The sequence below is a fragment of the Verrucomicrobiaceae bacterium genome, from assembly GCA_016713035.1.
Taxonomy (GTDB): Bacteria; Verrucomicrobiota; Verrucomicrobiia; order Verrucomicrobiales; family Verrucomicrobiaceae; genus Prosthecobacter.
Genome location: JADJPW010000009.1, coordinates 20961 through 34877, shown reverse-complemented (window position 1 = coordinate 34877; position 13917 = coordinate 20961). Strand labels below are relative to the sequence as shown.

The 13917-nt window shown below is 61.0% G+C and carries 9 protein-coding genes; 5 read left to right on the top strand and 4 right to left on the bottom strand.

Going from position 1 to position 13917, the window contains the following annotated elements; all coding sequences use genetic code 11:
- Nucleotides 1-54 precede the first annotated feature (54 nt).
- The 4 genes from IPK32_21620 to IPK32_21605 all read left to right on the top strand — a co-directional run bounded on the left by IPK32_21620 (nucleotide 55) and on the right by IPK32_21605 (nucleotide 6795).
- Nucleotides 55-2217, top strand: a complete 2163-nt coding sequence (locus IPK32_21620) for a PSD1 domain-containing protein (protein ID MBK8094485.1) — start codon at nucleotides 55-57, stop codon at nucleotides 2215-2217.
- Between the two features lies 1 nt (nucleotide 2218).
- The gene (locus tag IPK32_21615; GenBank protein ID MBK8094484.1) at nucleotides 2219-3634 is read left to right on the top strand and encodes a DUF1501 domain-containing protein; all 1416 of its coding nucleotides are present in this window, start codon (nucleotides 2219-2221) and stop codon (nucleotides 3632-3634) included.
- 128 nt (nucleotides 3635-3762) lie between these two features.
- Nucleotides 3763-5319 (top strand): sulfatase-like hydrolase/transferase, encoded by a 1557-nt coding sequence (locus IPK32_21610; protein ID MBK8094483.1) that lies wholly within the window; start codon nucleotides 3763-3765, stop codon nucleotides 5317-5319.
- Nucleotides 5320-5442: 123 nt separating this feature from the next.
- Nucleotides 5443-6795, top strand: coding sequence for a Gfo/Idh/MocA family oxidoreductase (locus IPK32_21605; GenBank protein ID MBK8094482.1), 1353 nt, complete (start codon nucleotides 5443-5445; stop codon nucleotides 6793-6795).
- 3 nt (nucleotides 6796-6798) lie between these two features.
- Here IPK32_21605 and IPK32_21600 read toward each other — a convergent pair whose 3' ends face one another.
- The 3 genes from IPK32_21600 to IPK32_21590 form a co-directional block, all read right to left on the bottom strand.
- Nucleotides 6799-7590 carry an SDR family oxidoreductase gene (locus IPK32_21600; protein ID MBK8094481.1) on the bottom strand — a complete coding sequence of 264 codons (792 nt, stop codon included), beginning with the start codon at nucleotides 7588-7590 and terminating at the stop codon, nucleotides 6799-6801.
- Nucleotides 7591-7658: 68 nt separating this feature from the next.
- Nucleotides 7659-10439, bottom strand: coding sequence for a hypothetical protein (locus IPK32_21595; GenBank protein MBK8094480.1), 2781 nt, complete (start codon nucleotides 10437-10439; stop codon nucleotides 7659-7661).
- Between the two features lie 89 nt (nucleotides 10440-10528).
- Nucleotides 10529-11170, bottom strand: coding sequence for a sigma-70 family RNA polymerase sigma factor (locus IPK32_21590; GenBank protein ID MBK8094479.1), 642 nt, complete (start codon nucleotides 11168-11170; stop codon nucleotides 10529-10531).
- Between the two features lie 59 nt (nucleotides 11171-11229).
- Here IPK32_21590 and IPK32_21585 point away from each other — a divergent pair, with 59 nt between their 5' ends.
- Nucleotides 11230-12915 carry a HAMP domain-containing protein gene (locus tag IPK32_21585; GenBank protein ID MBK8094478.1) on the top strand — a complete coding sequence of 562 codons (1686 nt, stop codon included), beginning with the start codon at nucleotides 11230-11232 and terminating at the stop codon, nucleotides 12913-12915.
- On the opposite strand, the gene IPK32_21580 is transcribed toward IPK32_21585, so the two are convergent.
- Nucleotides 12905-13867, bottom strand: a complete 963-nt coding sequence (locus IPK32_21580; protein MBK8094477.1) for a hypothetical protein — start codon at nucleotides 13865-13867, stop codon at nucleotides 12905-12907. The genes IPK32_21585 and IPK32_21580 overlap by 11 nt on opposite strands.
- Nucleotides 13868-13917 lie beyond the last annotated feature (50 nt).

The window sequence follows — 13917 nt, the reverse complement described above, 5'->3', positions numbered from 1 at the left end:
ATCGGACACAACTACGACAGAAAAGGGTATGCTTCATCAACGTAGGTTTTGAACATGCGACTACTTCTATTCACCCTCGCCGCCAGCTCTGCACTCGCAGCCAATCCGCCGCCTGATCACGCGGTGCGCATGGAGCGCGGCCTGAAGCTCTTCGACCATGAAGTGGCGGCGATCTTGAAAAAGAACTGCCTGAAGTGCCACGGCGGGGAGAAGGTGAAGAGTGATTTCGACATGGCCACGCGAGAGGATTTGCTGCGTGGGGGCTCACATGGCAGCGCCGTGGTGCTGTTTGACTCCAAGAGCAGCGCACTGGTGGCGCAGATCAACCACGCCAAAGAGCCGCACATGCCAGACAACAGCGCGAAACTGTCTGCCGAGGCTATTTCGAAGATCACGGCCTGGATTGATGATGGTGCGCCGTATTCCGCGCCTCTGATCGCGGGCAAGAAGCCCAAGAAGGATAGCAGCGTGGTGACGGATGAGGATCGGCAGTGGTGGGCCTTTCAGCCGCTGAAGAAGGTACAGGCGAAGAGCATCGACGAGCTGCTTTTGAAGAACGCGAAAGGCATGAGCTTTGCTCCCAAAGCGGAAAGCAATGTGCTGGTGCGACGGCTGCATCTGGATCTCACGGGGCTGCCGCCTGCGGACGGGGCTGACAACGATGACCTGAGTGACTTGATTGACGAGTTGCTGGCTTCGCCAGCTTATGGCGAGCGCTGGGGACGCCACTGGCTGGATGTGGCCCGCTACGCCGAGAGCACGGGCTTTGAGCAGGACTATGACCGACCTTTTGCGTTTCATTACCGGGACTTCGTCATCAAGGCGCTGAATTCGGATATGCCGTATGACCAGTTCGTGAAGTGGCAGCTCGCGGGGGATGAATATGAGCCGCAGAACCCGCTAGCTCTCGCAGCGACGGGATTTCTCGGCGCGGGTGTGTTTCCTTCACAAATCACGGCGAACGAGGTCGAAAGCTCCCGCTACGATGCGATGGACGACATGCTGGGCACCACGGCGGGTGCGATGTTGGGCCTCACGCTGAGCTGCGCCCGCTGTCACGATCACAAATTCGACCCACTGCCCACCCGCGACTACTACGCGATGCTGAGCACCTTCACGACAACCACGCGCATGAACGTGGACGTGCATCCCGATGGCAAGGTGACCTCCGCAGTGACGACGATGAACGCCAAAAAGAACACCGAAGCCGTCCCGGGTGCCACGCGCATGATGATCTGCGCCGAGGGCTACGATCCCATCGTCATGCACACGCAGGGCGGGCCGTTTTTTGACAAAACGCATGTGCTGAAGCGCGGCAACCCACTCATGAAGGACGGCGAGGCCACGCAGGCCTTCCTGCAAGTGCTGAGCAAGCCCGGCGACGCAAAACGCTGGCAATGGCAGCCGCCGAAGGATGCGAAATACAGTGGTCGCCGTCGCTCGCTGTCGAACTGGATCACTGATGTCGATCAGGGCGCGGGGGCACTGCTGGCACGCGTGATCGTGAACCGTCTATGGCAGCATCATTTCGGCACCGGTCTGGTTCCGACGCCGAATGACTTTGGCAAAACGGGCACGGCCTGCACGCAGCCGGAGTTGCTCGACTGGTTGGCGGCGAAGCTCATCGAAAACGGCTGGAAGCTGAAGCCGATGCACAAATTGATCCTCATGAGTCGTGCCTGGCAGCAAAGCAGCGCACGCGATGCGAAAAAGGAGGCTGCCGATCCGTCGAACGGTCTCTTCATGCGCTTCGTGCCGCAACGACTCGAAGCCGAGGCGATCCGCGACTCGATGCTGGCCGTGAGCGGCGTGCTGGACAAGACGATGTATGGCCCCGGCACTCGCGATGAGAACAGCAAGCGCCGCAGCATCTACTTCAACATCAAACGCAGCCAGCTCATCGGCAGCATGGTGGCCTTTGATCAGCCGGAGCCGCTGGTGAGCCAAGGCGCACGCCCCACGACGACGGTGGCTCCGCAGGCCCTCGTTCTCATGAACAGCCCGCAAGCTCGTCAATGGGCCGATGGACTCGCCAAACGCGTCTCCACCGCTGGTGATGTCTCAAAGGAGATCGCCATGATTTACCGCCTCTGCTTCAACCGTGCCCCAAAAGCCGACGAACTGGCTGCGGGTGCCGAATTTTTGAAATCCGGCGCTTCGCTGGCGGATTACTGCCAGGTGGTGCTGAGCTTGAATGAATTCGTTTACGTGAACTGATATGAAGACACCTTTTTATACGCGTCGTGAAATGCTCGCTCGTGCGGGCGGTGGTTTTGGCATGCTGGCGTTTGCTTCGATGCTGGAGGCGGCGAGGAATCCTTTCGCGCCGAAGGTGCCGATGCAGGTCGGTGGGAAGGCGAAGTCGATCATTTGGATCTTTACCAATGGTGGGCCGTCGCAGGTGGATACGTGGGACTACAAGCCGGAGCTGGCGAAGCGGGATGGGCAGACGCTGGAGGGATTTGATCCGAAGACGGGCTTTTTTCCGGGTTCGGTGGGCGGGTTGATGAAGTCTCCGTTTGAGTTCAAGCAACACGGGCAGAGCGGGACGTGGGTGAGCGATCTGTTTCCGAAAACGGCGATGCATGTGGACAAGATGTGCTTCATCCACAGTTGCTGGACGGGGTCGAACAACCACTCGCCCGCACTTTTCATGATGAACACGGGCACCACGCGGATGGGCTATCCGTGTGTGGGCTCGTGGGTGAATTACGGCCTCGGTAGCGAGAGTGATTCGCTGCCGAGCTTTGTGGTGATGAGTGATCCGCTGAATCGCGGCCTGCCAAAGGGTAGCGCGGCGAACTGGGGCGCGGGCTTTTTGCCGAGTGTGTTTCAGGGAACGTGGCTGAAGCCATCTGGAGCGCCGATCGACAACCTCGCGGTGCCTGCGTCGCTCACGCCGCAGCGTCAAAGAGCGCAGCTCGATCTGCTGGCGCGGCTGAACCGTCAATCGCTCGGCGGATCGGCCATCGAAAGTGAGCTGAATGCCCGCATCGAAAGCTTTGAGCTGGCTTACCGCATGCAGACCTCCGCACCGGAGGCTTTTGATGTCCAAGGTGAGCCGGAGCACATCCAGAAGCTCTACGGCGTGAATGAGAAGCATTGCGGTCACTTTGCGAAGCAGTGCCTCACGGCGCGGCGCATGGTGGAGCGCGGTGTGCGCTTCATCCAGCTCTACAGCGGTGGCATGGAGAACCAGCAGAGCTGGGATGGGCACAAGGACATCCTGGGCAATCACCGAGGCTTCGCCAATGAGAGCGACCAGCCGGTGGCGGCGCTGATCAGTGATCTGGAGCAGCGCGGGCTGCTGGATCAGACGCTCATCGTCTGGGGCGGAGAGTTTGGCCGTCTGCCCATCGCGCAAAAAGGCGCACAGCCGGGCCGCGATCACAATCCGCATGCCTTCACCGTCTGGATGTGCGGCGGCGGCGTGAAAGGCGGCTACCACCACGGCGAGACCGATGAAATCGGCTTCAAAGCGGCCATCGACAAAGTGAGCGTTCATGATCTGCATGCCACGATCCTCGCGGCGGCGGGACTGGATCACGAGCGGCTCACTTTTAAGTTCCAGGGCCTCGATCAGCGTCTGACGGGTGTGGAGAATCCGAAGGTGGTGAAGGCGGTGTTCGCGTGATGGTCCTGCCGTGCGATGTGGGATGATCGCTGGCTGGATTGAGAGGATATAGCCCTGGACGCATCTGGGAATGTTTCGCAGCGTTGCTCGCGTTAGCATTTGCTGCGCACGAGACTTGCGCCTTTGCCATGCTGAAATCGTTTTTCACTCTCCTCTTTGCCTTGGTTGTCTTTGTTGATCCGACTTTGGCCAAAGCCGCGAGCACTTTGCCCAACATCGTGCTCATCCTGGCAGATGATCTCGGTTATGGCGATGTGCGCTGCTACAATGCGGAGTCCAAAGTCGCCACGCCGAATATCGACCACCTCGCGGCGGAGGGAGTACGCTTCACCGATGCGCATAGTCCGGCCACGGTGTGCACGCCATCGCGCTACAGCCTCATGACAGGGCAGATGGCTTTTCGAGTGCCGAATGGAGGCACGGTGTTTCAGGGTGCGGGTGGGCCGTCATTGATCACGCAGGGGCGTCTCACGCTTCCGGCGATGCTGCGGCGGCAAGGCTACGCCACTGCCGCAGTCGGGAAGTGGCATATTGGACTCACTTTCCGCTCAAAGGCGGGCGAGGCGATCCACAGCGGTCGGTTTGAAGAGGTGCAGCGCATCGACTTTTCTAGCCGCATCGAGGGTGGGCCGCTGGATCACGGCTTTGATCGCTTTTTCGGCACCGCGTGCTGTCCCACGACGGATTGGATCTACGCCTTCATCGACGGCGATCACATCCCTGTGCCGCCCACGACGCGGCTGGACCGATCCAAGCTGCCGCAGCACCCCTACGCGAACGATTGCCGCCTCGGCATCATCGCGCCAGATTTCCCGATGGAGGAGGTGGACATGGTTTTCCTCAAAAAGAGCCGCGAATTCATCGCTGAGCATCGACGCAGCTCACCGGAGAAACCCTTCTTTCTTTTCCACGCCACACAGGCCGTGCATTTGCCGTCCTTTGCTGCGGCGGAGTTCAAAGGAAAATCGCAAGCCGGGCCGCATGGCGACTTTATCGCTGAATTCGATCACATTGTCGGAGATTTGATGCAGCAGCTCGCAGAGCTCGGTATCGCCGAAAACACGCTCGTCATCCTCAGCAGCGATAATGGCCCGGAGACCACCAGTGTCGTCCACATGCGCTCCGATCATGCCCACGATGCCGCCAAGCCGTGGCGCGGCATGAAGCGTGATGCATGGGAAGGTGGCCACCGCGTGCCGTTCATCGTCCGCTGGCCTGGAAAGGTGAAAGCTGGCAGCACGAGCGATCAAATCGTCTGCCTCACCGATGTCATGGCTACCCTCGCGGCGATCACCGGTGCCGAGCTGCCACGCGATGCGGCTGAGGATAGCTTCGATATGATGCCAGCGCTGCAAGGCAAGGCCACCGCTCCGATTCGTCCGTATCTGCTCACACAGGCCTTTGGTGGAAAACGCACGCTGTCCATCCGCCGTGGCCGGTGGAAATACATCGACCACCGTGGCTCTGGCGGGAACAACTATGATCAAGGCGAGCTGAAGCCCTTTGCACTGCCTGACACCGCACCTGATGCGCCGGCCCAGCTCTACGATCTCGAAACCGATCCCGGCGAGGCTCGGAATCTCTTTTCCAAGCATCCAGAGATCGCCGCTGAATTGAAGGCCTTGCTCGATAGGTCGGTCACAGAAGGCCGCAGCGTCACGCATGGTAAAACCGTGGTTCGATAAATATGACACGCACACACACCTCAGCCGAATGGAGGTGACGCAGAGGTCAAAATGGTGTGGGAGGCGAAATTTGACCATGAGGTGAGCGAAAGAATGGCTCGCTGGCCTGCCTTTTAGTGCCGCATGAAACGCCGCTCCTTTCTCTCCACCTCCGCCGCCACAGCCTTTGGTTTCCAGTTTGTCCCTGCGCATGTCGTGCGTGCTCAAAGTGGTGCTCAAACACCATCGAACAAGCTACGCATCGCTGCGATAGGTGTCGGTGGACGCGGCGCTGCCGATCTGGGCGACATGGCTGGGGAGGACATCGTGGCGCTGTGTGATGTCGATGAGCGGCGTGCAGCGGGGAGTTTTGAGAAGTTCCCAAAGGCGCGGCGCTTCACCGATTTCCGCAACATGCTCGATGTGATGAACAATGACATCGACGCGGTGCTGGTGGCGACGCCGGATCACACGCATGCGGTCGCCGTGCTCGCTGCCATCGGGCATGGGAAGCATGTGTATTGTGAAAAGCCGCTGGCACACACGGTAGCAGAGGTGCGGGCGATGCGGAAGGCGGCGCTGGAGAAGAAGGTGATCACGCAGGTGGGCAATCAGGGCCACTCCTCGGAGAGCATCCGGGTTTTTGTCGAGATGGTGCAGTCCGGGGCCATCGGTAACGTGTCAGAGATCCACGCGGGCTGCGATGCCTTCCGTGACGTGTATTGCCAGATCGGCAAGCAGCAGGCCATGCAGTCCGAGAAGCACGAGGTGCCAAAGGAGCTCGACTGGGACCTGTGGCAGGGACCGCTGAAGACGCGGGCGTTTCATCCTGCATACGTACCGTTTAGCTGGCGTGGCTATTCGGCCTACGGCAGCGGCTGCATCGGCGACTGGATTTGCCACGTCGTCGATCCGTCCTTTTGGGCGCTGGATCTGGGCATGCCCACGGTGATCACCGCAGAGACGCGGGACTATGATCCCGTGAAACACGCGGAGTTTTACCCCAAAGGCACACGCATCACATTCGAGTTCCCGGCGAAGGGGAGCCGTGGTCCGGTGAAGCTGATCTGGCATGATGGCGAGATCAGCATCCCTGCGCCCGAGGAGCTGAAGCAGGACAACCGCAAAGTCGTCGGCATCGGCGCGGTGGTCATCGGCGACAAAGGCAAGATCATGCACGGCTCGCACGGTGCTGGTGGCGTGCGTCTGATCCCAGAAGCGAGCATGAAGGGCTTCAAAGTGCCGGAGAAGACGATCCCACGAGTGCCGAAGGGCAATCACCAGCATGACTGGCTCAATGCGATCCGCGAAAACCGCCCCGCAGGCTCCAGCTTTGAATACGGCGGCTCTTTGAGCGAGATCGGGCTGCTGGGCATGATCGCCGTGCGCCGCAGTGGCACCCGCCTGGAGTGGGACAATGCCGCGATGAAATTCACCAACGACGCCGAGGCCACGGCACTGCTCACACCCGAGTATCGAGAGGGATGGAGTCTGTGATCCTCACGCTGGCTTGATCTCCAGCGCATCCAACCAGGGCAGGGGGATCTGCGGAGGCATGCCGCCGAAGGGCTGGTAGGCGGGGAGCTGTACGATGCTCATGCTGTGTGGCTGGCTAGCGATGAAGAACATGACATCGGCGCAGTCGGAGCAGGTGATCATGGCCTCTTTGTGCTTCGCGGAGGGCTGCACGGGACGCTTCGCGACGAGGGGCGTATTGGCCTCTCCGGGGGCGTATTCAGAGAGCACGATGCCATGGGCATTGAGCTGCATGCGTGCAGTGAAGAGCATGCCATGGACAGCCCATTTGCTGGCAGTGTAGGGCACACCCGCAAAGGAGTCGTAGCCATGACCTGCGGTGGAGGAGACGACGACGATCTTGCCGCCGCCATGCGCTGCCATGGGCTGTGCGACGGCCTGGATCATGTTCGCCACGCCGATGACATTGATTTCCATGACTCTGCGCCAGCTTTCCTCACTGGCGATGCGTGCAGGGTCCGCATGGGCCATGAAGCGGTCAGGTGTATTGATGCCTGCGGTATGGATGAGTGCATGCGGTGTGCCGTGCTTCAGCACCTCACTCATGGCTGCGGCGACGCTGGCGCGGTCTGCGACGTCGCAGATGATGGGGAGGATGTTTTTGGAGAGTGCGGCACTTTCCTGGAGTGACTCCAGCGTGCGTCCAAAGACAAACGTCTTTGCTCCGGCCTCTGCGAAACGCTTGGCCGCTGCTTGTCCCATGCCGCCGCCACCACCGGTGACGATGACGATTTTATCCGTCCAGTTTTGATCCATGCAGATTCATTTAACGAGCCCAGGCGATGCGTCCAGCCTGTGACAGGACGAAATAGCATCAGGGAGCATCAGGACACGACATGGAGCGTGCTGCGGCCACCGGGCTGCCGACGGACTTGGACTTGGGCGTGGAGGCGCTCTTTGAGCAGATCGACGTGGCTGATGAGGCCGATGGTTTTGCCGAGTGATCGGAGATTTTCCAGCGCGGCGAGGGCTGTCTCCAGCGTCTCGGAATCGAGCGTGCCGAAGCCCTCATCAATGAAGAGGCTGTCGATGGGGTGCTTCCGACTGGCGAGCTCACTGAGTCCGAGAGCGAGAGAGAGACTGGCGAGGAAGCTCTCTCCGCCACTGAGGCTCTCCATCGGTCGATCGACATTGGCTTGGAAGAGATCGACGATGCGTAGGTCTAGCTCATCGCCTGCGGCGGCGATGAGGCGGTAACGAGGAGCGAGGAGCTTCAAATGCGTGTTCGCCAGGCCGATGAGCTGCCGCAGGGTGAGCGTCTGTGCGAAGCGGGCGAACTTGGTGCCCTCTGCGGAGCCGATGAGGGCGCTGAGTTTGCTCCAGCGGAGTTTTTCTGCCTCAGCGGTCTCGAGCGCGGCACCGCCCGCGATTTTGCGCTGGCGTGCGTCGTCATCATGCGTGCGCTGCTGCTCGAGGGCTCCGAGCGCTTTCTGCGCGGTGCTGAGTGAGGCGCTGAGCTGGACGACCTGCTGCTCGAGTGCGGAGAGGTCCTCCGCGCGGAGGATGGGTGCCTCTGCGAGCTGCGTTTCGAGTGTGGTGCGGCGCTGTTGGAGCTGATCGAGATTGGCCTGCGTGGCGGCGATTTGGGTGTGGAGCTCGTTGAGGCGTGTGAGGGCGGTCTGATGCGCTTTTTCGGCCGAAGTGAGCGCGGTGGCATGCCAGGCGCGATCTGCGGCCAAGTCTCGCTCGCCTAAAAGCTGGCGCATGCTGGCTTTGAGCGCCTCGGAGTCGCTGCGGAGCTTTTTGCCGTCTGCTTCGAGCTGGGTGAGCTGCTGCGAAAAGGTCTGGAACTCGTGGGTGGCGAGGGCGAGGCGGTTTTCGACATCTTGCCGCTGGCGCTGATGGCTGTTGGCTTCATCGCGCCGCTTGGCAAAGGTGATGGCGCGTTTTTCGGCCTCGGAGAGCTGTTTTTCTGCCTCTGCGGGTGTGGAGGCGTCAGGGAGGCGCTTTGCTTCACTCTGAGCGCGGGCGTGATCGAGCCCGCCGCGCTGCTGCAACTGCTCACGAATGTCCTCTGCCCGAGTTTGCTCGGCGCGGTGGCGTTCTTCTGCCCGGGCGGTTTGTTGTTCGAGCTGGGTGAGGGCTTTTTGTGCTTGGGTGTGCTCTTTTTCGAGTGTGATGAGGAGCTGGCGTGCGGTGTGTAGCTGGGACTCGAAAGTGGCGTGTGTCTCTGCCCAAGGATGCACGGAGGAGCCGCAGAGCGGGCAGGGCTCTCCCTCACACAAATCATGGCGATGGTCATCGAAACCGGCGAGCCGCTGAGAGTCGGTGACGATGCGGGACTGAGCGGCTGCACGCTGGGCGGCGGTATCTGCGAGCTCGCGCTGCTGGGTGGTTTTTTCGCGGTTTTGGCTGGCCTGGGTGGCGAGCTGGGCGGTGCTTTCTTCTGCGGCGAGGAGTTTTTGATGGAGGGCCAGCGCTTCATCGAGCTGTTGGGCGGCGTCTCTCCACTGGCGGACGGCGTGGCGGCGTGAGGGGAGCGTTTCCGCGAGGTGTGCGTCTGCGGCGTTTTCTTGGAGCCAGGCTTCGAGCTGGCCGGCGGCGGCTTGTTGCTGCTGGAGCTCTTTTTCGGCGTTTTCGCGGCGTGTGGCTGCGTCTTGTTTATTGGCGAGTAGGCGCTTGAAGGTGGAGCGGCTATCGAGGAGCTGTTGTTCGAGCAATTTGCTCTGTGCATCGAGCTGAGCGGCTTTTTCCCAAATCGGCTCGCGTGCGGTGTATTGCTGCCGTGTGCGATCTGAGGTGGCCTGAGCCTCGGTGATGGACTGTGCGGCGATTTGGCGATTTTTTTCGTGCTGAGTGGCCAAAGCGGCCTGCTGGGCGGCTTTTTCGAGCGTTTCGGCCAACTCACGCTGCCAATGATGCTGCTGGCGTTTTTCGCTGAGTGAGGCTGAGAGAGCGCGGTGCTGCTGAGTGAGCTGGGAGGCGTGAAGTTGGCCTTCGGAGAGCTTTTTTTCCAAAGCAGCTCGGTCTTCCTCACTGAGGACGATGAGGCTGCCGAGGCTGGCGGCGAGGAGGCGTGCTTGCTCGTCTTTGTCGCGATGAGTGCTGTGCGCGAGGGCGGAGAGCTCGGAGTAGATTTCAGTGCCGGTGATTTTTTCGAGCAGCTCGGCACGCTCATTCGGCCGTGCTTTTAAAAAGGCGGCGAACTGGCCCTGCGCGAGCAAAACGGAGCGCAGGAAGCGTGGTGCATCGAGGCCGGTGAGCTGCTCGATGAGTGGATCGACGTCGCGTCCTTTATCGGCGAGAATTTCGCCCGTGGTGGCATCGGCGAGGCTGCGCTGCACGGGCTTCAGATTGCCAGTTTTGGTCTTGGCGAGCCTCCAGGAGGCGCGGAGGCGGCGACCACGCGTCTCGAACTCGACTTCCGCAAAGCATTCGCTGCTGTGGCGACTCAGCATCTCATCGGCCTTGTCATTGCCGTAGCGTGCGGCACGGCCGTAGAGTGCGAGAGTGATGGCATCGAGCAGGGTGGACTTCCCCGCGCCAGTGGGGCCGCTGATGAGGAAGACGCCGGCCTGTGAGAGCGGCGGCTGATCGAGTGCGATGTGCTCCGCCGCTCCGCTGAGGGAGTTGAGGTTTTGTAGGCGGATGGAGAGGATGCGCATCGAGGGAGGTAGCGTAGGGCAGGGAGAGAAGATAGAGCGGCGGGGAGGATGTCCATCCGCTGGCGCTTTTATCTCATGCCGGTCGCTGCCTAGGCCAATGCGGCTCCGAGTGCGAGCGTGTCGTCTTGAGCGGTGAGCTGCTCCTGGATGAGGCTGCGTAGTCGGCGGCGTGCACGGTGGAGGGCGATGCGGAGGGCACCGCTGCGTGGCGTGTGCTGGGGCTGGGACTCTCCTGAGAGGTCACGGTCGAGCTGCTGCCACATGTCGCCACGGCCAGTGGTGGTGAGTTCATCACTGATGCGCTGGAGGGCACGATCTAGCACGGCGCGGGCCCAGTCACGATCGAGCTCATGATCTGGTAGATGACTGGTGTCAGCGATGTCGATGGGGATGCCCTCTTCATCATGGAGAGAGAGGCAGGTGGCACCACCACCACGGCGCAGACGCGTGCGGTGACGCCAGCGCTTGATGAGCAGTGTGCGCATGCGTGCGAGGAGGAAGGCGGACTGCCCGCTCTCATCGACGATGGCGGCAGCACGGTCTAGCTGGCCCTGAGCATGCAGCTTGGCGAATAGGTCCTGCGCTGCGTCTTCTGCATCATGGGATTCGCACCCATGTGAGCGAGCAAAGGCACAGAGGCTGGCGTAATGCCTGCGGTAGAGGCTGTCGCAGGCTACGGCGCTGGTGCAGGTGGTGAAGGTGGTCGATGCGGGGGTGGTGTCCGTGTTCATGGTGAGGAGGTGCGGTGGTTACGCAGCTATCTGAGCCGCAGCGCATGACGGCAGGGGGCGTGAAAAGATTAAAACGCATTTATCTAGGTGCGTGGCGGTGCCAGTGGCGTGATGATTCACGCATCCACATGGGCAGCAGCGCTCCATCCACCCTCACTTCCTCGAATCGTAGCTTCCGGCACCGGCTGGCACTCCAGACGACGCTGGTGGCAGGTGCGCTGGTGGCCGCATTCGGAGCGGCGGCGTGGTGGTATGCGAGCCGCACGCTGGAGCACACCGTGGATTCACGGATCAGTGCCCAGGCACAGCGAGTGTGGAACCGCATCGATCCGCGCACGACGGTGGAGGAATTCCAAACCGTGAGTGATACGGTCTTTCCACCCGTGGCGGATGAGACGCCGATGGTGATGGTGGTGAAGGAGCATGAGCAGGGGGGCACGATCTTTGCTACGGTGGCAGCCCCGGCAGAGCTCGATGACCTATTCATTGCGCATTTTCCGACGCAGGAAGAGATCGCCAATGCACCGCCGAGCCCAGAACCCATGCCGCCGCGCCAAGAGCGACCGTTGGACGATGAATTCAGCGAGCTGCTGGGTGTCGCGCCACTGGGAGGGCGGCGTCCACCGCATGGTGCAGGTGCGGGTGCCGGTGGTCGAGGGCCGCGCTTTCGTCCGCAAATGCCGATGGTGCGAGACCCCGTGAGCTTCACGGTCCACTCGGGTGGTGCAGATTGGCGCTGGGGAGCCTTTAGCAACCCGCATTACACCATGTTCGTGGGCCTCTCGTTGCGTGATTTTTACTCCGAGGTGAATCGCATGGCCTGGTGGTATGCAGGCACCGGTGTAGCTGGACTGCTCCTGGCGGGCCTAGCAGCGCTGTGGACATCCAAGCGTGCCATGCGCCCCCTAGAGCGCGTGGTCACGACTGCGCAGCGCCTCACCGCGAGCGATCTGGCAGAGCGCATCCCTTTGCGCCGAGATGATGATCGAGAATTCGCCCAACTCATCGCCGTGCTCAATGGCATGATGCAGCGCCTGGAGATGAGCTTTCAGCAGGCCGTGCGCTTCACCGCAGATGCCTCACACGAGCTGAAAACGCCCCTCGCCGTGATGCTGGCCACGCTCGATGATGCGCTACGCCAGGCAGAGCCCGGCAGCGTGGAGCATGAGCGTTATGCGAGCCTTTTTGAAGAGGCGACACGGCTGAAAACGATCACCCAGAGTCTGCTGCTACTCTCGCAAGCGGATGCCGGCCGCCTACCGACGCAGCCGTCCACTTACGATCTCGGTGCCGATCTGGCACGGCTCGTCGAAGATGGCGAAATCCTGTGCGATGGCGCTGAATTGACCCTCACACATCACCTAGACTCTGGCATCCGCATTCACGCGGACAAAGCGCTGCTGCGCCAAGTGTTCCAGAATCTACTGGGCAATGCGATCAAGTACAACCGCCCCGGTGGCTCTGTGAACATGTCTCTGAGCCACATGGATGAAGAGGCCATCTTTCGGATCACAAATACTGGTGCCGCTATCCCCGAGGAGGCACGGTCGAGGCTCTTCGAGAGGTTCTTTCGCGGTGACAAAGCCCGCAATCGTGAGACGGACGGCTTTGGCCTCGGTCTCAACATCGCACATGAGCTCGCACGGGCGAACGGAGCGTCGCTACGCCTCGTCAGCTCACGCGAGGACGAGACGGTGTTTGAAGTGCGCATACCGCTGGCAGACGAGACATCACTCAATCACTGAGCGAGCGTAGGGTAAAAAGAGCTGTCTCCGTGCGCGGGATACGCCGTGCACCGCTCTGGCGCCGTGGGCTAAAAAGATGGCGCTGCTTTGCAAAAACCTCCTCGACGAACTCGCGACTCCCCAGAGCGGCCCCATCACTAAAGTATCTCACCCGGTGAGCGATCAGCTCCGAGAGGGTCAGTTTTCCACCCTTTGCCAAGACTTGGTTCTCCTCTGTACGGCTCACACCGCGCCGAATGATGCGCTGCTCATCATCCCGCACCTCGACACCGCGGTCAAAAAGAGTGCGTCGGTAAGCCTCGGCCACCTGGAGGTGCCACCAGCCATCCTCCGCATAGGCCATCGCTCGGCAGATGCCACGCTGGCACGCAGCATTGCCCGCGAGAGCCTCCGCGTAGCCGCTCCAGCGGTAGTCCTTTGGGTCGCTCACAATGCCGGCACGCAGAGGATTCAGGTCAATATAAGCGGCCATCACGCGTAGGGGATCGCCTTTACCCTCGACCAGCACCGATTTGAAGCGGTCCATCCACAGAGTACCCTTTCGAGCATGGCGTTTATTGTACCATCGGCTGAAGCGTTCCTTGACTTCCTTGATGAAGGCCGAGATGTCGCAGAAACGGCGCTTGATGGCGGCGAGCTGCTTTTCCGCGAGATCGTGGCAGCGCAGACGGCGCCATTCTGCCAGCTCTGCCTGGAGCTGCTCGACATAGCTTTTGCTATACAGAATGCGGAGGTGGCGCATGAGGTGAAACTCCCCATCTGGTCCATCGAATCGCTCCTGGAGCCATGCATTTCGCTCGGGCACCTCAGCGAGCACATGAAAGTGGTTTTTCATGATGCAGTAGGTGAGAATGCGCACGCCAGAAAACTCGGCCAAACGCCACAGAATGCGCCGAAGCGCCTCCTTTTCCACCGCATCGAAATGCACTGCGCCCCCGCATGTCCGAGACATCACATGGTAGCAATGCGAGCGGTCTTCACGTCCGCCAAGAATCCTGCGCC

Excerpts from the sequence above, each read along its gene's own strand:
- IPK32_21595 (MBK8094480.1), bottom strand. The coding sequence starts at position 10,439 with ATGCGCATCCTCTCCATCCGCCTACAAAACCTCAACTCCCTCAGCGGA.
- IPK32_21605 (MBK8094482.1), top strand. The coding sequence starts at position 5,443 with ATGAAACGCCGCTCCTTTCTCTCCACCTCCGCCGCCACAGCCTTTGGT.
- IPK32_21615 (MBK8094484.1), top strand. The coding sequence starts at position 2,219 with ATGAAGACACCTTTTTATACGCGTCGTGAAATGCTCGCTCGTGCGGGC.
- IPK32_21610 (MBK8094483.1), top strand. The coding sequence starts at position 3,763 with ATGCTGAAATCGTTTTTCACTCTCCTCTTTGCCTTGGTTGTCTTTGTT.
- IPK32_21600 (MBK8094481.1), bottom strand. The coding sequence starts at position 7,590 with ATGGATCAAAACTGGACGGATAAAATCGTCATCGTCACCGGTGGTGGC.
- IPK32_21620 (MBK8094485.1), top strand. The coding sequence starts at position 55 with ATGCGACTACTTCTATTCACCCTCGCCGCCAGCTCTGCACTCGCAGCC.
- IPK32_21590 (MBK8094479.1), bottom strand. The coding sequence starts at position 11,170 with ATGAACACGGACACCACCCCCGCATCGACCACCTTCACCACCTGCACC.
- IPK32_21580 (MBK8094477.1), bottom strand. The coding sequence starts at position 13,867 with ATGTCTCGGACATGCGGGGGCGCAGTGCATTTCGATGCGGTGGAAAAG.